Source organism: Mesorhizobium sp. 01N446 (genome assembly GCF_056399285.1).
Map to the genome: position 1 here is coordinate 1 of NZ_JBFTRA010000002.1, position 24,224 is coordinate 24,224.

At 60.9% G+C, this 24,224-nt stretch carries 23 protein-coding genes and 4 pseudogenes; 12 read left to right on the plus strand and 15 right to left on the minus strand.

The annotated features are described in order from the left end of the window. Positions 1-239 precede the first annotated feature (239 nt). The 3 genes from AC1DPX_RS08190 to AC1DPX_RS08200 all read right to left on the minus strand — a co-directional run bounded on the left by AC1DPX_RS08190 (position 240) and on the right by AC1DPX_RS08200 (position 3,833). Positions 240-1,667, minus strand: a complete 1,428-nt coding sequence (locus tag AC1DPX_RS08190) for a hypothetical protein (RefSeq protein WP_477235804.1) — start codon at positions 1,665-1,667, stop codon at positions 240-242. After that, positions 1,633-2,838 (minus strand): MFS transporter, encoded by a 1,206-nt coding sequence (locus AC1DPX_RS08195; RefSeq protein ID WP_477235806.1) that lies wholly within the window; start codon positions 2,836-2,838, stop codon positions 1,633-1,635. The genes AC1DPX_RS08190 and AC1DPX_RS08195 overlap by 35 nt, the downstream gene beginning before the upstream one ends. 107 nt (positions 2,839-2,945) lie before the next feature. Then, positions 2,946-3,833: a helix-turn-helix transcriptional regulator gene (locus tag AC1DPX_RS08200; protein ID WP_477235808.1), complete on the minus strand. Its 888-nt coding sequence runs from the start codon at positions 3,831-3,833 to the stop codon at positions 2,946-2,948. Between the two features lie 278 nt (positions 3,834-4,111). Between AC1DPX_RS08200 and AC1DPX_RS08205 the strand changes: the two genes are divergently transcribed. Further along, complete coding sequence (locus tag AC1DPX_RS08205; protein WP_477235810.1) at positions 4,112-5,107, plus strand: class I SAM-dependent methyltransferase; 996 nt, start codon at positions 4,112-4,114, stop codon at positions 5,105-5,107. 11 nt (positions 5,108-5,118) lie between these two features. Continuing rightward, on the plus strand, positions 5,119-6,078 hold the full coding sequence (locus AC1DPX_RS08210) for a LysR family transcriptional regulator (protein WP_477235811.1): 960 nt from the start codon (positions 5,119-5,121) through the stop codon (positions 6,076-6,078). Positions 6,079-6,122: 44 nt separating this feature from the next. Here the strand turns inward: AC1DPX_RS08210 and AC1DPX_RS08215 are convergent, their stop codons facing one another. From AC1DPX_RS08215 to AC1DPX_RS08240, 6 genes and pseudogenes are all read right to left on the minus strand, one after another. After that, entirely contained in the window at positions 6,123-6,347 is a 225-nt protein-coding gene (locus AC1DPX_RS08215) for a DUF2274 domain-containing protein (RefSeq protein ID WP_477235813.1), read from the minus strand. 1 nt (position 6,348) lies between these two features. Further along, positions 6,349-7,590: a TraB/TrbI/VirB10 family type IV secretion system protein gene (locus AC1DPX_RS08220; RefSeq protein WP_477235815.1), complete on the minus strand. Its 1,242-nt coding sequence runs from the start codon at positions 7,588-7,590 to the stop codon at positions 6,349-6,351. Beyond that, complete coding sequence (gene trbG / locus AC1DPX_RS08225; RefSeq protein WP_477235817.1) at positions 7,587-8,726, minus strand: P-type conjugative transfer protein TrbG; 1,140 nt, start codon at positions 8,724-8,726, stop codon at positions 7,587-7,589. Before trbG ends, AC1DPX_RS08220 begins: the two co-directional genes overlap by 4 nt. Continuing rightward, positions 8,723-9,007: pseudogene (gene trbF, locus AC1DPX_RS08230) on the minus strand (conjugal transfer protein TrbF); the annotation flags it as partial. The pseudogene trbF and the gene trbG, both read right to left, overlap by 4 nt. A gap of 3 nt (positions 9,008-9,010) precedes the next feature. After that, positions 9,011-9,850: pseudogene (locus AC1DPX_RS08235) on the minus strand (ParB/RepB/Spo0J family partition protein); the annotation flags it as partial. Between the two features lie 141 nt (positions 9,851-9,991). Beyond that, on the minus strand, positions 9,992-10,954 hold the full coding sequence (locus AC1DPX_RS08240) for an ArdC family protein (RefSeq protein WP_477235819.1): 963 nt from the start codon (positions 10,952-10,954) through the stop codon (positions 9,992-9,994). Between the two features lie 319 nt (positions 10,955-11,273). Here AC1DPX_RS08240 and AC1DPX_RS08245 point away from each other — a divergent pair, with 319 nt between their 5' ends. The 3 genes from AC1DPX_RS08245 to AC1DPX_RS08255 all read left to right on the plus strand — a co-directional run bounded on the left by AC1DPX_RS08245 (position 11,274) and on the right by AC1DPX_RS08255 (position 13,366). Beyond that, positions 11,274-11,999, plus strand: a complete 726-nt coding sequence (locus AC1DPX_RS08245; protein ID WP_477235821.1) for a hypothetical protein — start codon at positions 11,274-11,276, stop codon at positions 11,997-11,999. An 83-nt stretch (positions 12,000-12,082) separates the two neighbouring features. Then, entirely contained in the window at positions 12,083-12,676 is a 594-nt protein-coding gene (locus AC1DPX_RS08250) for an SOS response-associated peptidase (protein ID WP_477237455.1), read from the plus strand. 108 nt (positions 12,677-12,784) lie between these two features. Next, positions 12,785-13,366, plus strand: coding sequence for an HD domain-containing protein (locus AC1DPX_RS08255; RefSeq protein ID WP_477235823.1), 582 nt, complete (start codon positions 12,785-12,787; stop codon positions 13,364-13,366). 212 nt (positions 13,367-13,578) lie between these two features. Here the strand turns inward: AC1DPX_RS08255 and AC1DPX_RS08260 are convergent, their stop codons facing one another. The 3 genes from AC1DPX_RS08260 to AC1DPX_RS08270 are packed head-to-tail and all read right to left on the minus strand — an operon-like array spanning position 13,579 to position 19,041. Then, entirely contained in the window at positions 13,579-16,845 is a 3,267-nt protein-coding gene (locus tag AC1DPX_RS08260) for an error-prone DNA polymerase (protein WP_477235825.1), read from the minus strand. After that, entirely contained in the window at positions 16,842-18,365 is a 1,524-nt protein-coding gene (locus AC1DPX_RS08265; RefSeq protein ID WP_477235826.1) for a Y-family DNA polymerase, read from the minus strand. The genes AC1DPX_RS08260 and AC1DPX_RS08265 overlap by 4 nt, the downstream gene beginning before the upstream one ends. Then, positions 18,277-19,041, minus strand: coding sequence for an ImuA family protein (locus AC1DPX_RS08270; RefSeq protein ID WP_441935411.1), 765 nt, complete (start codon positions 19,039-19,041; stop codon positions 18,277-18,279). Before AC1DPX_RS08270 ends, AC1DPX_RS08265 begins: the two co-directional genes overlap by 89 nt. A gap of 177 nt (positions 19,042-19,218) precedes the next feature. Between AC1DPX_RS08270 and AC1DPX_RS08275 the strand changes: the two genes are divergently transcribed. Continuing rightward, positions 19,219-19,509, plus strand: coding sequence for a hypothetical protein (locus AC1DPX_RS08275; RefSeq protein WP_156388968.1), 291 nt, complete (start codon positions 19,219-19,221; stop codon positions 19,507-19,509). 794 nt (positions 19,510-20,303) lie between these two features. Here AC1DPX_RS08275 and AC1DPX_RS08280 read toward each other — a convergent pair. Then, positions 20,304-20,554: pseudogene (locus AC1DPX_RS08280) on the minus strand (SDR family oxidoreductase); the annotation flags it as partial. A 138-nt stretch (positions 20,555-20,692) separates the two neighbouring features. On the opposite strand from AC1DPX_RS08280, the gene ku reads away from it, so the two are divergent. Continuing rightward, on the plus strand, positions 20,693-21,517 hold the full coding sequence (gene ku / locus AC1DPX_RS08285) for a non-homologous end joining protein Ku (protein ID WP_057143716.1): 825 nt from the start codon (positions 20,693-20,695) through the stop codon (positions 21,515-21,517). 34 nt (positions 21,518-21,551) lie between these two features. Further along, positions 21,552-21,857 carry a helix-turn-helix domain-containing protein gene (locus tag AC1DPX_RS08290; RefSeq protein WP_320410763.1) on the plus strand — a complete coding sequence of 102 codons (306 nt, stop codon included), beginning with the start codon at positions 21,552-21,554 and terminating at the stop codon, positions 21,855-21,857. 27 nt (positions 21,858-21,884) lie between these two features. Here the strand turns inward: AC1DPX_RS08290 and AC1DPX_RS08295 are convergent. Together AC1DPX_RS08295 and AC1DPX_RS08300 are read right to left on the minus strand one after the other, a co-directional pair. After that, positions 21,885-22,189, minus strand: a pseudogene (locus tag AC1DPX_RS08295) (hypothetical protein). Next, positions 22,156-22,401: a hypothetical protein gene (locus tag AC1DPX_RS08300; protein ID WP_477235827.1), complete on the minus strand. Its 246-nt coding sequence runs from the start codon at positions 22,399-22,401 to the stop codon at positions 22,156-22,158. The pseudogene AC1DPX_RS08295 and the gene AC1DPX_RS08300 overlap by 34 nt, the downstream one beginning before the upstream one ends. 110 nt (positions 22,402-22,511) lie before the next feature. Here AC1DPX_RS08300 and AC1DPX_RS08305 point away from each other — a divergent pair, with 110 nt between their 5' ends. From AC1DPX_RS08305 to AC1DPX_RS08320, 4 genes are all read left to right on the plus strand, one after another. Then, the gene (locus AC1DPX_RS08305) at positions 22,512-22,751 is read left to right on the plus strand and encodes a hypothetical protein (protein WP_441935417.1); all 240 of its coding nucleotides are present in this window, start codon (positions 22,512-22,514) and stop codon (positions 22,749-22,751) included. Between the two features lie 2 nt (positions 22,752-22,753). Further along, entirely contained in the window at positions 22,754-22,909 is a 156-nt protein-coding gene (locus AC1DPX_RS08310) for a hypothetical protein (RefSeq protein ID WP_477235829.1), read from the plus strand. Further along, positions 22,906-23,310, plus strand: coding sequence for a GFA family protein (locus tag AC1DPX_RS08315; RefSeq protein ID WP_477235831.1), 405 nt, complete (start codon positions 22,906-22,908; stop codon positions 23,308-23,310). The genes AC1DPX_RS08310 and AC1DPX_RS08315 overlap by 4 nt, the downstream gene beginning before the upstream one ends. A gap of 343 nt (positions 23,311-23,653) precedes the next feature. Then, positions 23,654-24,217, plus strand: coding sequence for a hypothetical protein (locus AC1DPX_RS08320; protein WP_477235832.1), 564 nt, complete (start codon positions 23,654-23,656; stop codon positions 24,215-24,217). Positions 24,218-24,224: the final 7 nt, after the last annotated feature.

Sequence of the window (24,224 nt, forward strand, 5' to 3'; positions counted from 1 at the left end):
ACCCGTGAATATCTCAAGCCGTCGAACCGGCTCCTCGTCCCTGGACTTAAGCGTAAGCTCTGAAATCGTCATGTGTCGAAGCCCTCAAAGGCACCGAGCATCGTCGCTCACGACAACGCGCGAAAGGTGCCAACGGGACAGCGCTTACGGTGGCGCATCAGACAGTCCGAGATTAGGCGCGAAGCAGCCATTCGCAATCGGGCTTGCACATGCCAGTTGCTGGGAGCGCATAAAGCATTTCAGGAGAAGGCCCATTCCGTATCGGCCGGCGTGACCAACCCCTGCCGAAGTCGTCTGTGAAGTTCATGCCACGACGGGTCCGACACGAAGCCTTTCATGCTTCCACATGCCTCGGCGAAGGAAATGTCGCCCAAACGGTCGATAAGATCACTCATCCCGCCGTTTAGGAACAACTCCAGCGGATCATCATCACACTCAATTACTCGATGTCCCCAAGCACCCGGTACGTCGTCGGTTGCGAGAGCCTGCCGAAGATCCCCATCCACGCCTGCGGACTCGAGCGCCCGGCAGACGACATAGCGCATAAGGGGATAGTAGATCGGCTGATAGCTGCCTCCAAGCGCGCGCACGCCGGGCAGGATCGACAAAACCAGAAACATCAGCAGGAGATTCGGGACAAGACTGCGGTTTGCCAGCCGCTCGAGGATGTCGGGGGCTGTGAAGCACGCCACCTTCATACCGGTCGCAGGATCGATGAGTTCGCCGGCGATCAGACGCAGCGGACGGCGTTTGCCGTTTTCGTAGAACCAGAAGAAATCAGTACCCCGAGCGAGCCAGCCGCTCCAGGGGCCGGACGCAAGCCGATCGAGGCCGGCAAGGACGCTGGAAGCGAACTTCGGGTCTTCCAGCAGTCTCATGCGTAGCCAGGAATTTTCGTCCGACAGATGGTCGGCCACCAGGTCTGCAACATCCTCGTCGTCGATCTGCAGGAAGGCAAAGCGGCCTCCGAACATTTTTAGCCAGAGGAGCTGATTGGCTGCCTTGATGGCATGCGCGGGCCGCTCGAATTGCGTCTTCGGCAGAAGGCTACGAAGCAGCATGAGCGCGTCTCCCCCAGTGTTTGGCTCCGTCGGTAACAACTCGAACCTAAAGGGTCCCGGCCCGGCTAGCAGGCTGTATCCGATCATCCGGCTTCGGCTGAGGCCAAAGACGTTGACCGGCTTCCCGTCAACGGTGAGCCAGCCTGGCCCCTTGCGTGGCTTTTCAACGAGATTCACCGTCGAAACGGCGTAGGAAACATAGGTCGAACAGCCATGCGCCGAGAGACCAAGGAGGCTGAAGACGTGTGTGTAAAAGGCTTCCGGCTCCATGAGGAGAAACAAATGAGGCCCGGTCTGCATCACACGGCGCCTTTCGAAATCCCTGCAGATTTCCGAGGCCGTATCGGTCGATAATCCGTTTCGTGTCGCTGCCTTCCTGATGATGTCGAGTAGTTTGGTGAAGGCTCGAAGCCGGATTTCTGGCATGTACGTGGAAGCTGGCGCCTCGAACAGGCGAAACGCATAGTCGCGTATCGGCCGGGAATGATATGGGCTCATCCAGGGGTAGAGTGCCGTCAGCGACCCCAGGACTGCCTGTTTCGCATCTGCACCTGCTGTTAGCTCTTCCACCTCACGATTCACCTTTTTCTTGTGGCTGACCGGCACCGACGCTCAAACACAAAATACTGATGAGAAGCACCACTCCGAAGCTGAAGAAAATCGTCGAAGGAAATGCTCGATCTCCTGCAGCGGCGGCGATGCCAAAGACGAGTAACCCGAGCACCACGGCCACACTATGCATAATGCCTTTGGCCCGGCCCAACAGATAAACGGACACATGCGACTGCAATGTGACTTCAACGCTGACGCGTCCAAGATTGTATAGAAATCCGATCGTGGCAAAAAGGATCACTGTCCAGGGCGTGGGCAGAGAAGTCAGCGCCATGAGTACCAGAGCCGTTAAGCCCAAAAGCAAGAGATGCCGCGCGTGGGTACTCATCGCTCTTTCAATCCGGCATAGTGAGACCGCGCCGATCAGTGAGCCCGCCGACCATGCAGCCTCGAGGTAGCCGAAATCCACGGCAGTACCCTTCTGCTCCTGGAAGACGAAGCTCGATCCCATGACGCTGACAAGCACCGCGCTTGTATAGAGAAGCGCGTAGACGACGATGAGACGACGCAGGCTCGGATCGATTAGTGCTGCAGAGATCTTGGCGACGCGGAGATCGCGCGAAACCGATTCCAGCCGCATCAAGGCAAGGCAGCCCGCCGAAAATAGGAAGAAGGCAGCAAGAACGGTGAATGGCAGGGCTGGTGAGCGCTGATGCAGCAAAGGCCCTGCAAGCAGAGCTGCGCCGAGATTGCCGAACTGCATGACGAAAAACACAGCGGAATTCGAAGCCACCAGATCGCGGCCGTCAGCTATCACGGGGATCATTGATTGAGAGCTCGTAAGCGCGACACGGTCGCAAAACGAAAACAGGACCGCTGACAGGCAGACAATCAGAAACACGTCCATGTAGAGGAGCGCGCAAGCGGTCGCCAGCATAACGACGAAGCGGCTGAGGTCTGCCGCAACGTTCAAGCATCGCCTGTCAAATCGATCCGCCGCTACGCCGGCCAGTGGGCTCGCGATGAATTCGACAATGCTTGCGATCGCAAGGAAGGTTGCCACGCCGGCAGTTCCGTACCCTCGTTCGACGAGAATCCAGGCGGATACGATGTAGTAGCCGTTTCGGGCCACAGCCGCCGATAGCGTGCTGGCCAGGAATCCGAGGCAGGGTTTGGCCCGGCCGGCCCGTCCTTTGGCATGATGAATTCGAACCAGGTTTGACATGAGCGGCGTATCCGGGCTGACCGCCGATGGATACCTTCTTCCGCCAAGCCTGCTTTACTGTGATGTTGGGGTTTTCCGATACTTGCTGAGAACCGACAAGCGGCGGCCTAGATTCTGCACTTACGACGAAATTCCGTGGGGGCCGCGCCGAAGGCCCGCTTGAAGGCGGTCGTGAAATGGCTCGAACTGCCGAAACCGCATTCCATGGCGATTTCCGTCGCCGACAAATCTGTCGATCGCAGCATATCCGCGGAGTCCTCCAATCGGCGCTGCGCAATGAATGCGTGCGGTGTCATGCCTGTCGACTGCTTGAAGGCCCTCCAGAAATGGAACCTGCTAACTCCAACCTCTTTTGCCAAATCGGCGAGCGTAGGCCTGCCGCCCGACAAGGCCTCGATCATTCCCACCGCTCGCTTGAGATCGAACGATGACAAACCGCCTTTTGCCGGTTCCTGATGGACGCCGTTCAACCTGAACATTTGCCCGAGCAATTGCGTGGCCTGGCATTCCACCATCGTTGCGCTGATGGGGTCAGGCTGCTTGAGCTCCAGGACAATCCTCTGCAACGCCAACTCTACAGTGGTGTCCCGAAACCCGATCGAAGGCGGTAGCACTACCGCGCGATTGCGAGCCATTCCCGCAAACACGTCATCGGCGAACCCTCTTTCAATCGAGACCAGGAGGTAGGAAGCGGTCGCATCCCCCTCGTCCCACCCATTCCAATCACTGCCGGCGGGCATGAAGATTATCGAACCGGCCCGGCGCGGCAAAAAGGCAATCCGGCGCCCGTCCACAATGTCTTCTCCGCGGCACGCCGTGCCCTTCAGGTTCATCAAGAACACATGGTTTGGCTGGAGGATTCTTGTCTCCTGGCGCTCGAGCCCGGTCCTTTTGACGACGTCGGCGCGCACGCTCCCCCAATTTTCATACTTGTGGGAAAGCGATTGGTGGTGTGAACGGCGGTTCTCGGTCGGGTCGAGGGCAAGAGTACTCACGTATCCACAGTCTCCTTACTGGCGAATGGCCAGTCGTTGCGTGATGTGGCGAACCACCGGTTGCTGAACAACACGCAAATAACTCTGGATTGGTAGAAGATGTGACTTTAGCGAAAAAATGACAATCGAGTGAAAGCCGTCTGTATCCGGCAGGCCTACCAGTTGGCTCAGCCGATACTTGAGCAAGGTGAAATATTAGACCACTCTTATCTTAGTGGAATTTCCCCCGTCGACGTATCGGCATCTCACCAATGGAACGGTGCTGGAGGCATACTGCGATGCGTGGACTCGACGACTTTCTGGCTGAGTGCGACCATGGCCCACGGATCAACGGACTAGCCGGCTTTTTCGCGGCGACCGCCGCTGGCAAGAGCGGGATGCCAATCCGCAAACCCGTCGTCGACGCCCGCCTTCTGCCGAGCGATGAAATCTTACGCGACCTGGTTGCCCTGCATGCGGCACGACAAGGTTTTTTCGACCAGCACTATCACGGCAGCATTCCCTACAGACTAGAGGAAGAGTGCCGGATGGCCTACGCAGTGCTGAAATATGCCCGTCATCGTGGCGCTCCGCTTTCGCTAAACAGCCTTGGAACGGCGGAAGGCACGATGGCGAGAACGTTGTCGGAACTGTCCGGGGGACAGATACGCACGCTGTCGTGCAGCCCGAATGCGGAGAATTACAAATGCTTCATGGCCTATGGCGAACCGCAGCACGCCGACTTCTTCGTCGGCCCCTTCCATCATTTGACGAAGGACGTCCTGCGTTCAGATCCGCGACTGGCAAATTTCGCCCACGGCTTCGATATTATTCTGGAAGATACGACCTTTCAGATGTACTCGCCAAACAGAGCAAGCCAGATCGAGTTCGTGACCCAGCACCTCAAGCAGGACGGAATCTTCGTCTTCGTCGAGAAGTTCCGGGCTACCGAGGAGCCGGACTACAGGCGTCGCGAATACCAGAAGGATTTCGGCTTCAAGGCGCGCTATTTTCCCCCAGACGAAATCGAGAAGAAGCAAACCCTCGTTCTGGATACGATGTTCGGCAATGAGGTCACTTTGGCGCAGATGGCTGACGCGATACGCGCGCATTTCAGCCACTGCTCCCTGACGTGGAACAGCGGAAATTTCTGTAGCCTCGCTGCGAGCAATAGCGAGGAAAACCTGAACCGGTACCTCTCCCAGATGGCCACGCCAGCCATTCCGCACGAGTACGTCTACGAAACCAGCTTGTATCCGACCCTGCCGGTGAGCCGCGCCGCCCCGCAGAAATAGGCTCCTGAGCCTTGGGACAGGTCAACAACACGCTCCGCCGTTTGGACCATGTCTTCGCAGCTGTCGATCACGGCAGCCTCAGGCAGGCTGCAAGAGTTCTCAGAGTTAGGGAATCCTGTGTCAGCCGCAACATCGTTGCTCTCGAGCAATTGCTCGACATGCAGCTGTTTGACCGCGACGCCCATGGCGTTCGGCTGACCGAGGCGGGCCGGGCCTGGACTGACCTCGTCCGGGCTCATTATGAAGGCTTGCAAGATGCCCTGGCTGGAGGTGGTCGTGGCTACCAGGATGCCAAAACAGTCAAGATAGGGTTGTGCGGCCAGATAGGCCGGGCATTCGTTGCGCGCCTTGTCGATCGATTTTGCAGCTTACATCCGGACGTGAGCATCGCCATCGAGGACGTGCAACATGAACAGTGTCTTGCGGCAATACGTCGTCGGCGCCTTGACGTCGCCTTCACGCACGGGCTCGAGAACGGCGCCTTATGCCGTAGCGAGCTATTTGGACACGAGCGCCTGTTCGTTCTCCTGCCCGGTGGCCATCCGCTCGCTGAAAGTCCGGCAGTCAGATGGATGGATCTTGCAGATACTGGTCTGCTGGTTTCGGTCGGATCGCCGCAGGATCCGGTTTTGCTGGAAAAGATTGCCGCAGATGGTGGCCCCGCTATTCAAATATGTCGCGCGAGCGAAGCGACGGTCATCCTCAAGGTGCAACTCGGTCAAGGCGTGACTCTGGCAGGCGAAGGTTTTGCCAGGACAGTCGCCATCGACGCTACGGTGTGGAAACCCATCGACGGTCCAAACAGCATCGGCTCGATCAAGGCAGTGTGGCTGGAATCGAACCCAAAGCGCGCGCTTTTGCGACTGGTTGGGACGGCAAGAAACATGGTGACTGCAACGCAACCCGGCCCTACCCCGGTCAATGCAGGAAGTACGGAACGCCGCGGCTCGATTTCTGAAATCACGTCATGACTGGGAGGCGCGCCTGACCCGGTTCGACTTCAGTGTTCCGGCCTCTAACCACCCTCCGAACGCTTTGCCCTGGCAAAACCCCGATCCGTCGCAATGAACCGATCCAACATCGCAACGATGAGGCGCGGCGCATCGGCTGGCCGTTGCCCCGCGTCGCGGCCGAGTATCTCGGCATAGGCGGTCAGATCGCGGTGCAGTGCCGCCGGGAGTTCCACCATGACCTTGACGGGTTTGTCGTCGGCGATTGGTCCCAGTTTCAGCTTGGCCATTTCAGCCTCCATAAGGTTCGAGCAAGAGATCGCGCGTGACGATGACGCGCACCGGGAATCCCGGCCGGATGGTGAGTGTCGGCGCTATGTTGAGCTGCCGCTGGACGATCTGCTGGCCTGTCTGGCTGATGCTGTCGGAAGCACCCTGGCGAAGGGCGCGCATGATGTCGCTCTCCTGGCCCGATGAGCCTGCCTGCGCCCCGATGCTCAGAACCGTGGAAAGTGCTGCAGCCTTGAACAGTTCGCCCCAGTGATAGTCGACGCCGTCCTCGAGGCCAGCATAGCCCTCGGCGTCCGCGCCAGGCTCGCGTTCCAGAACGATGGAGCGGCCGTCTGGAAAAATCAGTCTGGTCCATACCAGCAATACGCGACGCTGGCCGTAACCGACACCATTGTCGTACTGGCCGATGAGGCGCGTCCCTTGGGGAATGAGGCGGATTTGTCCGGTGGGGCTGTCATAGACATTCTCCGTCACCTGCGCGGTAATCTGACCCGGCAGGTCGGAACGAATGCCGGTGATGAGGGCGGCTGCGATGACCGCGCCCGCCTGCAGGACGTTCTTCGACGCCGGCGCCGCGACACGATCCGACGAGACGGTGCGTTTGTCCGGTGGCTGATCGAGGAATGCGCGCTGGCGGTCCTGCGCCGAGGGCGTCGCTGGCTGCGGCGCGAGGCCAAGGCTGGCGAGATCGGGCCTTGGCATGGTCTCTGTCGTGGCTTGAACGGCAGTCGCCTCACCCGCAAGCGTTTGCGTGGACGCGAACAGGCGCGCGGTCCTCGCCGCTTCCAGCTCCTGCTCCCGGCGCTGCTGCTCAGGGTCGGGTCCAATGGGCCCTGCCGACAGCGCGGGGCCGCCATTCTGTGCGGCGAGGATCGGGCGGCCGAGATCGCCGGGAAGTGGTGGGCCAAGCTTCGGAACGCCCGCATAGTCCTTTGGCAGGCCGGCGAGCCCATCGGGCGTCGATCGATTGTCGGTGGAATACAGCTGCTGCCCCTCGCCTTGGTGACGGTTCTGCAGCGCGTAAATCAGCGCGCCGCCGACAGTCAGGCTTGCGGCGAGCCCTAATCCGGCCAGCGCCTTGCGGGACAGACGCGTCACGCGCGGCGGCTCGGCGCGCAGCCGCATGGCCGCGGCCGGCTCGCCTGTCAACGGCCGGGGGTCATCCTCGACCGGTGCCTCCGGCCGGGCGTCATTCATCGGCCCCCGGCCTTCTTCCTTCCCGGGATCCACTCTGTCGCTCATGATGATGACCCTCCCCTGTCTGTTCGGAGGCTCGTCGCTGGCGGGGTCTCACCAGGGCCACGCATCCATGAAAATCGACTGCTCCTTACCCCATCGCTGCGGGAGATGCGGATGCGCTGCTGGTTCTTGCCTGCGCCGAAGCGCAACTCGGCGGCGGCAAACAGCCGGTCGACGATCATGTAGTTGCCGCGGACGCGATAGTTCACCAGTTCCGACGTATCGCCTTGCGGCCCGACCACGAAGAGTGGCGGCATCTCGCCCTGGCCGATGCCCCGCGGGAACTCGATGAACACCTGCTTGCCATCGTCGAAGGCGCGCAGCGGCCGCCACGGTGCGCGATCGCCCGTCACGTCGTAGCGGAAATTGACGCGAGAAAGATCGATGCCCGTCGAGACCGGCTGCGCAGCTTCAGCCTGCTGGTTCTGCGTGCGCAAGGCGATGAGTTGGTCCTGCGGGTATTGCCAGGAGACCAAGGCCATATAGGTCGACGGCGTCGAGCGAAGTTCCATGTGATAGGTGCGCCGATCGGTATTGATGACGAGATTGGTTATGAGTTCGGCGCGCGTCGGCTTGACAAGGATGTGGACTTGCTTGGTCCCGCCTGTACCGCTCTCGGTATCGCCGATGATCCAGCGCACGGTGTCACCGGCGGCGACGGGGCCGGAGCCGACGAGCTGCTCGCCGGGCTGGAGCGCGATGTCGGTGATCTGTCCCGGCGAGGCATAGACCTGATAGAGCGCGCCATCGACGAAGGGATAGACCTGCATCGAGTTGATGAACCCGTTGCGGACAGGCTGCATGCGCGCGGCCGCATTGGCCAGGTTCACGCGCGCGGTCGGATCGGACGGTTCCGGCTCGGGCTTTGCGTCCTTGCCGACCGGCTTCAACTGGCCTGGAAGCGGCAGCGGCTTTGACAGCTCTACCACCTTGACGGGCGGGGGCGGATCGACGGCCTGCACGGCCGGGATCGGATCGTCATAGGAAATCTCCGGCGGCTTCTGCCTGGTGGCACAGCCTGCAAGCGCCGAAGTGCAAAGCAGCAGTGCTGGAAAGGCCATCTTGCGGAAAGCCGGCACTGCGTGGATGAGGAAAGTTGGACACCCCCAGCGGGCGGCCTTGAAGAGTGCGGGCGTCATTGTCCAAGCTCCTTCGACCAGTTGATGGCGTTGATGTAGATGCCGAGCGGGTTCTTCCTCAGTGCGTCGGCGTCGCGCGGGGGCTGCACGACAATTGTAAGGATCGCGGACCAGCGCTCCGTGGAGGCAAGGGAACCGTCCTGATAGCGGCGTTCGACCCAGGCGATGCGGAAGCTCACTGGGGATGCGCGGATGACCGACGACACGTCGACGGCGATCTGCTGTTTGCCGACCTTGGTGAACGGGTCATTGGCGCGCGCATAGTCGTTGAGAGCCAGCGCCCCGCCCTGCGTCGCGAAGTCATAGGCGCGCAGCCAGAGCTTTTCGGTGACAAGACGGTCGAGCAGCGGCACGTCTTGGAGCCACCCGCCATCATCCGATTGGAAGAGATCACGCAGCACCTGACCGCCTGCCGCTTCATAGGCATCGAGCCCTACGAACACGGCCCGTTTATCGGACGCTCGGACGGTGTTCTCCGTCAACATACGGCGGATCTGGTATGGCTCCCTCGACCAGCTATTCTTGATCGTCTCCCACACCTGCTCTTGGCGCGCGTGATCATCGCTGACCGAGAAGGCTTCGAGCTGGGCGATCGTCATGCCGTCGTCGGCATAGATGTCGAGCAGCGCCGGCGACACGGCGGTGAGCTTTAGGCGCTGCTTGACGATGGTGATAGAGATGAAGAAGGCGACCGCAATCTCCTCCTCCGACATGCCTTTGTCGCGCATGTCCTTGAAGGCGCGGTATGCATCGAGTGGATGGAGCGGAGCGCGATCGATGTTCTCAGCCAGCGAGATTTCCTCCGCCAGATTCGTGCTGCTGCCCAAGACACAAGGAACGGATGCAGTCTTGGCAAGCCGCTTCTGTTTCACGAGCATTTCGAGGGCACGGTAGCGGCGGCCGCCGGCCGGCACCTCGAACATGCCGGTCTCATCGCCGCCGGCATCGAGCACCGGACGAACATGAAGGCTCTGGATCAGGCCCCGGCGGACGATCGACGCTGCCAGGTCCTCCAGCGAGACGCCGGCCTTGATGCGCCGGACGTTGGACTGGGCCAGCACCAGCTTGTTGAACGGAATGTCGCGCGAGGACGACAAGGTGATCTTTTGGACAGCCGTAGCCATGGTGTTTTCTCCGCGACGGGCGCCGAGAGCCTCTCTCTCAGCCCTGAACCCGTCATGAAATACCGGCGCGCCTCTCACTCTCCGGCCACCGAAGCGGGAAAACTGAGAGGCGCATTCGCGACGGCGGTCCGGCGTGACCTTTCACGCCGCCTCCCTCTCGTCGTTCGCTGTCGCTGCGGTCGCTGGCTCATCGGCGCCAGGCTGGAAAGCGAGGATGAACTCGGCGGCTTTCGACGCCGCGCTGGCAGCGCGGAAAATGGCGCGATTGTCCTCGCCCAGGACCTCCAGCCATGAACCGATATAGTCCGCATGGCGCACCGTCGGCACGATGGAGAGCGAGGCACAGATGAAGGCGCCCGCCATTTCGGCCACCAATTCCTCCCGCGAATAGGATTTGGAGCCGAAGGAACCGGCCATGTCACGGCCGAGCCGGGAGGAATGACCCGACCAATGCCCCAGTTCGTGAAAGGCGGTGCGGTGCCAGTTGATCGTTTCGAAATAGGCGGCTGGCGGCGGGACCTGCACGAAGTCGCTCGCAGGGCAGTAGAATGCGCGATTGCCTCCGATCCGAAAATCCGCGGCGGTGGACCGGATCAGTGCCTCTGCTTGCGGTTCGATCATGCCGGGCGGAGGTGGTGGTCCGACGGCGGCAACGTCCTGCGGCAGGTTCTCACATTGATCTGCATTGAAGACGGTGAAGCGTTTGAGGAATGGGATAGCCTGCGCTTCATCACCGCTTTCGCGGGCTCGCTTCCTCTCGTCGTTGGGAATGAAGCGGTCGGCGTAGAAGACGGCCGTACCATGCTCTCCCTTCCTGACGTTACCGCCGAGGGCGATCGCCTGCCGGAAAGTGAGCCAGCTCTGGCCGGTGAATCCGTGCTCGATGACCGCGCCCCACAAGATCAAGACGTTGATGCCGGAGTACCGCCGATGCGTCGACGCATTCCGCGGCATGGCGAGCGGCGCCTTTGCCGCCGCGGTTCCCCAAGGCTGCACCCAGGGGATACGTCCGGCTTCCAGTTCGGCGATGATCTTGCCGGTGACTTCCTGATAGAGGCCCGTGCGGTCGTTACCGGAACGGGCGCGAGCGGTGTCTCTGAACATCGCGATTCTCCGCGACGGGCGCCAGGAGCCTCTCTCCCGACCTTCAACCCGTCACGGCAAACCCGGTCCGCACTCTCACTCTCATCGATCCGTCTCAATACCCACCGGCGGAAGGAAGGAACGTCGGCGTGACCGATCTCGCGTCAGGGACGGAAGCCCGCATGGGGAAGACCCGTCGCAGGCGGGGCTTCAGCTTTGCTGACGGCCCGGCCCCAAAAGAGAGGGACGCCCTGTAGCACCCTCGCTCGATCAGCTGCTTCCACGCGGAACGAAATTCACCCGCGGCAATTATCGGTGCAAACCGAGCGTGGGTGTTTGCATGCCTAAGGTTCACGAAACATGGCAAGTTGAGCCGCATGGCCGATTGGAGACGGTTGCTACCGGTCTCTTGACAGTCAGCGGCGAGATTCAGATGCCGCTCGGCCATTTTCCGCGGCGAATGACAGTGATCGGCCTGACGGGAGAGCGCACGGCGATCTGGAGCTGCATACCTCTTGCAGAGCCGGAAATGCGGGAAATCGAAGCGCTCGGCGATCCAGCCTTTCTCATCGTGCCAGGCGCTGGCCATCGGCTCGACATCAAGCCTTGGAAGCTTCGCTATCCCCAGGCGAAAATTGTCTGCCCGCCGGGGGCGCGGGAGGCTGTGGAGAAAGTCGTCAAGGTCGATTCGACTGCCGATATCTTTGATGATCCTTCCGTTCGGATGGAGACGGTCCCGGGTTTAGGGGAGAAGGAGGCGGCTCTATTCGTGCGGCGTGACGGCCACACCACCCTTGTCGTCAACGACATCCTCGCCAATGTGCGCCACCCCCATGGAATTGGCGCCCACATCATGGCGCGCGTTCTTGGCTTTGGGGTCGACCGGCCGAGCACTCCGCGCGCTGCCAGATGGTTTTTTGTCCAGGACGGAAAGGCGCTGGGAGCGGCTTTTCGCAAGTGGTCAAAAGATCCCGACCTGGAGCGCATCATTGTCAGCCACGGCGATGTCATCGCCAACAAACCGCGCAAAGTGCTCGAGCGTGTCGCCCAGGATTTCGGAGCATAGCAGAAAATCACAGCGTGCTGGCGCCGCGGCCAAGCCGCGCTATTTTGCATAACTCTGCAATAGACCGAACGTATGGGGCAGCCATGTGCAATGACTACGAGCAGCATGTCGTCTGGGCCGAATATTGCCGGATGATGCAATCGCTGGCGCTCGATATTCCCACTCATCAGACGGAACTTGATTTGCCGCTGTCGGATGATATCCGCATCAGTGACCCCGCCCCGATCATGCGCGCGGCTGGCGACGCGATCGAGCTTACGCGCATGACCTTTGCCTTTCCGCCGTCCGGGCCAAAGGGCGGGCCTGTCTTCAACTTCCGCTCGGACGGACGGAGTTTCGCCAACAGCAAGCGCTGCCTCATCCCGGCATCGGCGTTTTTCGAGTTCACCGGAAAGAAGTCTCCGAAGGCGAAGCATCGCTTCACCCTCAACGGCACCCCGTTCATGGCGATTGCCGGACTATGGCGCGAAGGCGAAGGCAACAGGCCGCCCACATTCGCCATGCTCACCACGGAACCCGGGCCTGATGTAGCGCCCATCCACAATCGCCAGATCGTGGTACTGCGGCCGGAGGACTGGGCACCATGGATACATCTCACAAAACCCGAGGCAGAACTCTTGAAGGCCTTGCCAGCTGGGTCGTTGGCGGTCGAAACCGTACGGCAAGGGAGCGACTGACCCCGGGGGCCGGCACTCCTCAAGCCAAGAAGTGTATTCTTCGATTTGATGAGGTCGGAACAGGCTGGACGAGATTCACTGGATATTGCGGGTGATGGGAACTGTTGCATGAGCGCTCGTGAAATCACCCCACTTGACGTGAGGCAGATCGCGGAAGCGGCACTTTTTGCCTCACATGCTCACAAGGACCAGATGCGGGAAGACATGAAAGATCCTTACATCGTCCATCTTTCCGAGGTGGCAGCGATGTGCGCAAGCATCGAGCCGCTGGATCCAGTTCTGGTGGCCGCTGCGTGGCTGCACGATACGCTCGAATACACTGATACCGATGAGAGCGCCCTCCGTGAGCATTTCGGCGAGGCAGTGGCTGATCTCGTCGCCGATGTAAGCGATCCAGCGGGGCTCAAAGGAAAAGCGCGTCGTCAGCGACAGGTTGACCACACCGCCACGGCCTGCCTTCGAACCAAAAGGCTCAAGCTGGCGGATCGGACGTCCAACGTCGAGGAGGTTCTAAACGGTCCCGATGATCGTTTCAGGGCAAAGAGCGGAGCCAGATATCTGAAATGGTCGCGCCGCGTCGTTGATGTTTGCCGTGGCGCCGCTCCCACGCTGGAAGCGCGCTTCGACAAGTCGGCAACGCGGCTTCAGGAGCGCCTCGACAAAGTTTTCGGCCAAAGCGTTTCACAATAGCGCTAGCTGAACCCGCATTATCGCAAGTTCACACCAAGAGAGGAGCTCCGGGTGTCGAACAGCGCACGCTCGACGGCCGCATCCCAGAGCTCATCTATCGGCCGACCTTGCATCGCTAGGACAACCTCGCTTCTTCCCGTCAGCCGCCTTTCGGCTGGCAGAGCGGCGTTGGCCAGCGTGCGCATCCTCGTCGGCAAAGCTGAAACCCCAGCCTATTTGAAATCTCGTGTCTTCACCTTGATCTGGTCGATGTGCAGATAGGGGTCGATGATGTTTCGCGGCCTCGGCCCCTTCGGCAGTCCGCGCGGATCAGGCGTCGGGCTGCCGTGATGGAACTCGTCGCCACGGCCATGCGGCAACGGGAAAGCGGCATTCCGATCACCGACGCTGGCGAGATCGACTGACAGATCGGTGAGCCGATGCGCGACGAGATGGACCACCTCGCCTTCTCGCTGAATGCGCCCATAGACGCCAATCATGCCGGCACCAAGGACTACCCTGCGATATTTTTCGAAGACCTTCACCCAAACGACCAGATTGGCGATCCCGGTCTCGTCCTCGATGGTGATGAACATGACGCCCTTGGCTGAGCCCGGCCGTTGGCGAACCAGTACGAGGCCCGCCGCCTCCAGCCATTGTCCGTCACGCGCCTGCATGGCCTGCCGGCACGAGACGATGCGTTTGCGCCGCAGATCTGCACGCAAGAAGGACACGGGATGATCGCGCAGGGTCAGCCCGACATGACCATAGTCTTCAACGACCTCGCCACCGGCGGTCATGGCACGCAATGTGACGCCGGGCTCCTGGAGCTCGGCCACCGTCCGCTGCTCGCGTGAAGACGCGGCGGCAAACAGCGGCAGCGGTTCGTCGCGTAGTCCCTTGATCGCCCACAGAGCTTCACGCCTGGCCAGCGACAATGACGATTGAAACCCATCGGCCTGCGCAAGTTTAACCAGAGAGGCAGCGGGAACGCCGGCTCGGCGCCATAAATCATCGACCGAAGTGAACGGCCGGTCAGCGCGTGTGGTTACGATGGTGGCCGCGTCAGCATTGGCCAGGCCGCGAACCATGCGCAGGCCAAGGCGAACGGCAAACCGATCCTCGTCCTCAGTGGGCTCGAGCGTGCAATCCCAGCGTGAGGCATTCACACACACCGGGCGCACCTCAACCCCATGGTCGCGGGCGTCACGAACGATCTGCGCCGGCGCGTAAAAACCCATCGGCTGAGCGTTGAGAAGGGCTGCGCAGAAGACATCGGGGTGATGGCATTTCAGCCAGGACGAAGCGTAGGCGATCAGCGCGAAGCTCGCCGCGTGACTTTCCGGAAAGCCGTAGCTGCCAAAGCCCTCCAGCTGCTTGAAAGTTTTTTCGGCGAACTCGCGCTCGTAGCCGTTCTTGACCATACCGCCGATTAGCTTGGCGCCGAAGCTGGAGACGCCGCCGGTATGCTTGAAGGTCGCCATGGCGCGGCGCAGCTGATCGGCCTCGCCCGGGGTGAAGCCGGCGCATTCGATTGCCACCCGCATCGCTTGCTCCTGGAACAGCGGCACGCCCAGTGTTTTTCCGAGCACCTTTTCGAGCTCGGGCTTGGGATAGACGACGTCCTCCTTGCCTTCGCGCCGACGCAGATAGGGGTGCACCATGTCACCCTGGATCGGCCCCGGGCGAACGATCGCGACCTCGATGACCAGGTCATAGAAGGTGCGAGGCTTGATGCGCGGCAGCATCGACATCTGCGCGCGAGATTCGATCTGGAAGGTGCCGAGCGTGTCGGCCTTGCGGATCATCGCATAGGTGCGCGGATCCTCGGCCGGGATCGTTGCGAGATCGAGAGTGATGCCCTTGTGTTGCGACAGGAGATCGAAGCCGCGCTTCATGCAAGACAGCATGCCCAGCGCCAGCACGTCGACCTTCATGAACTTCAGCGCGTCGATGTCATCCTTGTCCCATTCAATGACCTGACGATCCTTCATCGCGGCCGGCTCGATCGGCACCAGATCGTCGAGCCGGTCCCGGGTCAGCACGAAGCCACCAGGATGCTGCGACAGGTGGCGCGGGGCGCCGATCAACTGCCGGGCCAGATCCAGCGCCAGGCGAAGGCGGCGATCGCCGAGATTGAGGTTCAATTCCTCGGCGTGCTTGGGCTGGACGCCTTCGTCCGACCAGCCCCAGACCTGCGACGACAGCATCTTGATGAGGTCTTCAGGCAAGCCGAGCGCCTTGCCGACATCGCGCAAGGCGCCTTTCGAGCGATAGCGGATGACGGTCGAGCAAAGTGCGGCGTGTTCACGGCCGTAGGTGTCGAACACCCACTGCATGACGATTTCTCGCCGCTCATGTTCGAAATCGACATCGATGTCGGGCGGCTCGCGGCGTTCCTCCGATACGAAGCGTTCGAACAGAAGATCGTTACGGTCGGGATCGATTGATGTGATGCCAAGCACATAGCAGACGGCGCTGTTGGCGGCAGACCCCCTGCCCTGGCAGAGAATGTCCTGGCTGCGGGCAAAGCGTACGATTGAATTCACCGTCAGAAAATACGGCGCGTATTGCAGCTTCTCGATAAGCTGCAATTCATGTTTGAGCGTGCCGACAACCTTGTCCGGCACGCCCTCGGGAAAGCGCTCCGTGGCGCCTTCCCATGTGAGTTTCTCCAGCGCCTGCTGCGGCGTCAGGCCGGGCAGCATCCGCTCCTCGGGATATTGGTAGGCAAGCTCGTCCAGTGAAAACCGGCAGCGATCGGCGATTTCAAGTGTCCGAGCGATCGCCTCGGGATAGCGGCCGAACAGCCGCGCCATTTCCTCGGGCGGCTTCAGATAGCGATCGGCATGCCGCTCGCGCCGAAACCCGGCATCATCGATCGTGACATTGTGCCTGATGCAAGTAACGACATCCTGCAGGATGCGCCGTGACGGCTCGTGGAACAGCACGTCGTTGGTGACGACTGTTGGCACACCGGCCTGCCCGGCGAGGTTGGAGAGGTTGTGCAGCCGCAAAGCGTCATTGGGACGGCGCCGCAAGGTCAGCGCCATATAGGCGCGCTCGCCAAATGCCTCGCGCAGTCGCCGCAGCCAGAGCGCGCATGCGTCGTCGGCCTGATCGGGAACGAACAACGCAATAAGGCCCTCGCCGTAAGCGACAACATCGGCCCAGTCCAGCACGCATTTTGCCTTGCCCCCGCGCTTCTTGCCCAGCGACAGCAACCGGCACAGCCGCGAATAGGCGGCCCGATCGGTTGGATAGACCAGGATGGAAATCGCCTCGGCCAGATCCAGCCGGCAGCCGACGATCAGCCTTACGCCAGTCGCTTTCGCTGCTTCATGGGCACGAACGATGCCGGCTAGGCTGTTGCGATCGCAGATGGCGAGCGCCGGCATATCCGAGACGGCAGCCTGCGCAAACAACTCCTCGCAGGAACTGGCGCCGCGCAGAAAGGAGAAATGCGACGTGCATTGGAGTTCAACGTAGGGCGTAGTCATCCGAAGATGCCGTGCAGGAACCAGCGATGGGACCCGGTCGCGACATCCTCGCCATCGCCGGCGCGATAGATCCAGAACCGTTCGCCGGCGTCGTCCTCGACCTGGAAATAGTCGCGCGCGGCCGCAAGCTCGGCGTCACGCTTCCACCACTCGCCAAAAACCCGCTCGGGACCATCGGCGCGCCTGACCCGCCGCCGGATGCCTCTCCAGGTGAAGCTCGCCGGCGGATGATCGGGCAACAGCGCTATCGCCTCGATCAACTCCGGCACGGCAAACAAACGCGCCGGACGCGGCCAATGGTCAGGCCAAGCGTCGCCGGTTTCAACCGACGCGGGTGCCACGCGCCGAACAGACCGTTCGGGCACGTCGCTGGCAACAGGGGTAAACCGATAGAGCCTTTCCTCACCGACACGATTGCCGAGGATGTCGATCAGATCTGAGATGTCCGCGTCGCGTTGCTCGATGAGCGATGAAATGGTCTGTCTGGGCGTCAGCGGTTCAGCCAGCGGCGCCGACAGGCGCATCAGTTCGATGCCGAAGCCCGGGTCGATTTTCTCGATCTTGTCGCAGATGAGACGCGTCAACCGCTTAACATCTCGGACCGGCAAGGCTGTGCCGACGCGAATGGCTTCGATCCGATTGTCGACGCGGTAGAGCAGCAGGTCAAGCCGCCGCGCGCCGAGGCCCTTGGCCTCCAGCTCGAGACAAAGCGCTTGAACAAGCTTGCCGACATAGCGCGCGATTGTCTCGGCGGCACCGATGGGTTCGCCAAAGGCACGCTTGACCTCGATCACATCAGCCGGCCGGACCGGCTCTATCGGTTCGGCGAGGCGCCCCGTCGCCTGGTCAAGGCGGCGACCCAGTTCCGGTCCGAAGCGCAGGGTCAGCGGCGCGCGCGGCTGCTTCAAAAGCTCGCCTACCCTGTCGAAGCCCAAGACACGCAGACCGCTGACCATTGCATCGGGCAAGCGCAGCGCCGGGATAGGGAGCGAAAGGATTGCATCATAGGTAGCGTTCACGGCAACCACGCTGACGGTCTGCCTGACGTATCGCGCAACGGCGTGTGCGGCACCCCAGCTGTCCGCAACTGCTGCCCGCGCCAAGATGCCGGCCTGGCTGAGACGCTTGACCATATCAATCAGCATCAACTTCTCGCCGCCGTGAAGATGATCGGCGCCCGTGGTGTCCATGACCAATCCGTCCGAAGGATCTGTCGCGACGATCGGCGCGTACCGCCGCAATGCCCATAGCGCCAGCCGCTCCAATGCCTCCGCGTCGGCATCGGGTTCGGCATCCATGACCGCCAGCCCCTGGACCAGTGCCTGCGCCTTCGTTGCAGGCATTCCGACCCGCAAGCCGGCTTCCAATGCGGCGCGATCGACCGCGGTCACCAGGCGACGATTGCCGTGCCGCCCCACTGTCACCAACGGCTTATCCGATGGCGGCGAGACGTCGCCCAATTTCCTTCTGAGCCGGTCGGTCGACCAGCTTGGAAGGAAGAGCGAGACGACCCTTGGCATCACAAGCCTCCACTTCGATATCGAGCGTTTCCCCTCCACGGGATCTGATCAATTCAAGTTGCCATCGTGCCCGGCCAACACCCGGAACGGGGAGCGGCCGCGATGGCAAAACAGAAACCCGCCAGCGGCTGACGGAGGCTGTCGGCTGGCCGAAATCGGCAGCTTCGGTCTGGCGGCGCCAGCGGCGGATTGCGATGCCCATCGCTCCCGACGCTTCTGACGCAAGCTGCAGGCGTCGCGAAGCCGTCATCGACAGCCGCGCAACCTCAGCGACCACAGCCCCAAGTCCGACATGCCGCAGGCCTTCCTCGAAGCAGGCGAGCAAGGATTTGTCGTCACCGGCCTCGACATAGATTACCCGATCAGGGTGAAGTCCGACCTGTGCGATTGCCGGCGCAAACAGATCCTGGCGCGTCACACACCACAGCACCTTGCCTTGCGTCCTAGCCGCAATGCCTGCAGCAAAAAGCGATGCAGCAGCGCCATCGATTGCACCATTGCCGCCACCGGCCACCTCATGAAGAGCACCAAGCGCCACCCCGCCCCCAGGCAGATGGCTGTCGATGGAAGCGACACCGAAGGGAAGCACCGCTCGTTCGCGCGTGCTTCCGCCTTCGAGACGCGCAATGCGATCTCGGAGATCGGAAATGGCAGCAGTCGGCGTCGATGCACTCATCTGTCCTCTGAACGCGAAATGCTGATGGCATGTTCCTCATTTGTTCTCTTCCTGACAAAGAGTCAATGGGACGTGAGGTCGGCGGGAAGATCGGATATCGGTCTTCGAGCTTCCCCGTACGTCGGTTCTCGGGAACCCAATTTGTGCACGGACATTGCTTGGTGACAGGAGATGTTCATGCCGAAGTTCCGCTTTGAGACCACAGAGTTCGACCAGACCACAACATTCGAGGAAGAGTTGGCGAGTCCCGATTTGGCTAGCCCACGAGCAATCGAAAAGGCCCACGCGGCGCTTGTTGCTGGTGCTCCCACCGGTCTCGACCAATCCGGATCGGTCACAAGGGTCTACGACGAAGCCGGCTATCTGGTTGCCACAGTCAACTTTTCAGACGTGGTGCTCGACAGCTCCCAGCAGCAGCCAATCAGCGATCAGCCGACAGAGGAGCCCGGTGTTATGCGGTCGGGCTGACTGCGCTGGCCTTCCAACTTTGAACCAACCGTCACACCGAGTTCGATTTCCAGAGAGTGTCCAATGCCCATTATCACCGGAATCGCTTTTACCTTGCTGATTTTGTTCGTTGTCCTGTTCATGACGCACGCCGCGCGTGACTTGCAGAGCTCCCCGGCGTTCTATCGCTTGAGGCGCCGGCTGCGTTACTAGGTCGTGGAAACGAAGTTCAGAGATTCGATGTAGACTCAAAGGTCGCGGTTCTGCGGGCCGCTGGACGGGTCGAAGACCCCTTCTCGATGTAAACCCTCGGTCGGCCCTCTAAGGAAAGACGGCGTATAAGCCGCAGTTCTGCGCGCGTCCGCAACAGCGGACAATTGTCGCGCGCGGGACGGAGGAAATTCGCCCCGCCGCGGGCGGTGAACGGGACAGCCGTAGGAGCGTCAGCATAGCGCCGGCCGCAGGACGGGACGCGGGACCGACTGTCCCCGTCCGCGGCGGTCCGCATGAAGCATCGGCCAATGAGTGAAGTCGCCTTGGATGGCCCACGCCGGCAATGGTGTATTTCTCGATCACCTCGTTGCCATCGACGTCGCTCCAGACCTGCCGCGTTTGTCCATCGACGGTCTCTTTTCGAGCAGGGCTTGCCCCCAACGCGGTGAACGCCCTGCCATTGGGCGACAAGGGCGTCAGCATTCGCCGGCGCCACCGTATGGTCGGCCGTGCCCTGCTAGTCAAAATCTTCGGCCAGCTTCCGTGATGTGGCGACGCCTGCGCCAGGCGACTGGAGATTGCAGCGATGCCAGAAACACTTAGGCGGGTGCAATTTCTTCCGGCTGCGCGGGCCGTTTCATCGGCCTTCGCGCCAAATTTCGAGACGTCCGCGGCCTGCTTTTCCGGCGGGTTGAGCGGTGGCGACATTGGACCGGAGCAACGTCGTTCACGCGGATTCCCTTATCTGTCAGATTGCCAGATAGCACCCTGGCGAAGGCATGGATTCCGCTCTTCGTCGTGTCAGTACCTTGGAGCCGTCGAAGCCGGTTGCCGAACCGCTGTTGACGATCGCTGGCGCCGCGACACGGTCGATCCCGCCATCTTGGCTTTCAAGCTTCTTGCTGGATCTAGTCGACTCCGCCGAACCCGCGGCGGAGGGAACGATTTGAAAGAAAACTCGTTTGCACTGACCGGAAACAGGATGAACGACATGGCTGCGCCACGTGCTGTCTGGAAGGGCTTTTTGAAGGTTGGATCGGTGACTTGCGGGGTGAAGATTGTCGGCGCCACCAGCGAGGCATCCAAGATCCACTTCAAAATTTTGAACCGCAAGGACGGTCTTCCTGTCAAAAGCGTCTATGCCGACGAGAAGACAGGAAAGACCGTCGACGCAGAAGACCAGGTCAAGGGGTTCGAGGTCGAGAAGGATGAATTCCTTCAGATCGAGCCCGCGGATATCAAGGCGCTTAAGCTCACCTCGGATCACACGCTCGAAGTAGGCGAGTTTGTCGCGATCAGCGAGATCGACACCCGCTATCTCGAGAAGCCCTACTACCTCATTCCCGCCGACGGCGCGGCCGTCGAAGCCTACGGTGTGATCCGCGACGCGATGAAGAACAAGGGCGTCGCAGCACGGTCGTGCATCGTGCTCTATCAGCGCGGCCGGGAAGTTGTGATCCAACCCTATGGCAAGGGCATGGTGATGACCGAGCTGCGAAACCACAACGAGATGGTCGCCGAGGACAGTGTTTTTGAGGGCTTGACCAAGGCGAAGTACGATCCCGAGTTGCTGGAAATCGCCGGCATGCTCATCGACAAGAAGGTGACCACTTTCGATCCCTCGAAATTCGAGGACACCTACGAAGATGCGCTGATTGCCATGATTGACGCGAAGCGCAAGGGCAAGGCGCCACCGAAGGCGGCTCCTAAGCCGAAAGAGAACGTTATCAACCTGGCTGAGGTGCTTAAGAAGAGCCTCAAGCAGGAGGGGCTAGCGACACCCAAAAAGAGCGAGCCGAAGCGCAAGAGCGCGTAGGCCAACGAGCACCGTGTCGATCGAGGAGAAGTTTGTGACCCAATTGACTGTCGAGCAATGCCGGGCGGCGCGTGCTCTGCTGGATTGGTCACAAGCCAGGCTTAGCGCCAAAGCGCAGGTCAGCGAGGGGACGGTTCGGGACTTCGAGAAAGGGAAGCGCATTCCGGCCGCCGGCATGATTGTCGCGATGCGATCGGCGCTCGAACTGGCGGGGGTTGCCTTTCTAAGTGATGGCGAGACGATCCATGGCGGCCCTGGCGTTCGGCTCAAGAACACAACGGTATCGCGCAGGCCTATCCAAGATGGCGAAGCGGGAATTATTCAGAACAGCGAGATGTAAGCCGTCACCGAAATCGAGCCATCGTGGTTACCGCTGATCGTTATACGGCTCTTTCGTTTGTCCAACCATCTTTTTTCCGAGAACGGTGGAATGTCGGATTCGCCTTGGGCATTGTTTGCGATCTGCAGAAGCCGGATCGGGAAGCAGATGGCGTCGCGATTGGCCGGCGACATATCTTCATAAGTCCGCTCGTCGCCCGTCACATTGGCCTCGGCCTTTCGCAGCGCAATATCGATGTCGTCGATCGAAAGCAGGCCTCTGTGGACAAGCAAATTGTTGATCGACGCGACTGCCATCATCAGACCTTCAAGCTGAAGATTGGCGACGTACATGGCCGAGCACTCTTTACCTGTCCTGATGGGTTCTGTCCGTCCGATTGATGCGTCTTGTCATCGACTTCGTCCACGGGACGCGTCAATCCAACTCCGCCCTTGGGCTTCTTGTTTCCAGCTGCGTCCTGGGAGAACGCATCCGATGGTTCGGCACCCGTCTTGGCGGGATATTTCGTCGCGCCGGTTTCACGATGGTTTTCATTGTCAGACATTTTTCGGTGCTCCTCTGTGATCATCGATAACAGGCCTGCACCCCTGCGAGTTCCGCGCGGCATGGAACATTCCTGACGGCCGGTCGTTGGCCAGCAAAGGAGATGACGGGATGGCCAAGATCAAAAACCTCAACGCTGCAATTGCCAAGGAACCAGAGGCAGCCGGTGTCGAAATCCAGCGTAAAAACCCTGGCACCAATGACTCCGGCCAGGCGCCAGCCAGCCCCAAGACGGCAGGCGCTCCGCCCAAACGTGCCAGCGCTTTGGCGGACCCCTTCACGACCAGACGAAGCGACGCACGTCCGGTGGCTGGCAAGACACCTCGCCCAACCGACACACCAGGAGAATAGGCATGCCGCCCAAACCAGAGCCGAACGACGAACCGCCGGTGGATGCGCCAAGCTGGACACCAGACGTGCGCGAGCCCGACCCGGAGCTTTTGCCGGACGAGTTGCCAGTCCCCAACCCCGACGAGAACCGTGATCCTCCAAAGCGAGCTCTGACATGAGCGAAGATGATATTCGCAGAGGTGAGTGCCTCTGTGGTGCGGTTCGCTTCTCGGTCACAGGCGCTCCGCTTCGTGTTGGCCTTTGCCATTGTCAGGATTGCCGCCGCTCGAGCGGCAGCGCGTTCAACTTCTTCGGTGTTTGGGCGCGGTCGAATTATCGGGGCACTGGCGACCTACGGGCGTTCAATGGCCGAAGCTTTTGCCCCAATTGCGGATCGCGCATCGCCTCATTGCGGGACGACGAGGCGGAGATCATGCTGGGCGCTCTGGACCTCGCCCCGAGCGACATCATTCCAGGCTATGAACTCTGGATCGGCCGGCGCGAGCCTTGGCTGATGGATCTGCAATGGGCAGAGCAATTCCAACATGATCGAGAGGCCGAAACGCCCGACTCGGCTTGAGCCGCCGGACACATCTGCTCCCGCGGTCCGCTCTCTCGATCTTCTCGCGATCGATACGTCTTGTCATGGCAGCCTCCCTTGGTCTGCCCCAGAAGTGCGACCGGGTGCAAATATTCCCGACAAATAAGCGTTTCCGTCAAATGACATTGGCGGATGTTCCGCGATATTTCGTGGCGGATTACACGATTGCTGGGTGGGGTGACTGTCGAATGTGTTGCCGTTCTGCCGGGTACGGGAACCGCGCCTCTCGACGCTCGTTACTTCCGTGCTGCGCAGACTAACGGCCCGACAAAGCTTGCATGCGCGGCCGTACGCTGTTCCATCGATTTCTCAGGACATCATGATGACCCACGACGACACCGAACTGACCGCCCGTCTTGCGCGCGAGCATGGCATCTCCGAAGGCGCTGTCACCGCTGTTCTAGACGCTTTGCGGCGTGGCGGCGGGACCATGGCCCAGTTCAGCCATGTCGACTTCGGAGGCATGTCGCAATGGTCTTCCGGCATGACGATGGTCGGCGACATGTTCAACGGCAGCCTCAAGGCGAAGCTAAACGCTATCGCGGGCGAGCTCTCCGCCTACCTCCGCGATCATCCAGCCGAGGGGCGCAACGACGATACGAATGTGAGCTATCGCTCGGCTGGTTTGGCAACCGCCGGCTCGTGGTGGCCTGACGAGTTTGGAAGCCCGTCTGCCGCTGGCTCCCAGAACCATATGCGCTACGCGGCGTTTAACGAGAAGCGCCGTCTGGTCATCGACGATCATGGAAATACGATAATCTACGATACCGGAGATCATCGCATATCTGGTGTTTCACAGAGCCAGAGCACGGACACGACCCTGACCTTCGTCAGCCAGCACGGCGTGGTCCGCGTCTCTGATCTCCAGCGCGTCGATGCTGCTTAGGTCAGGC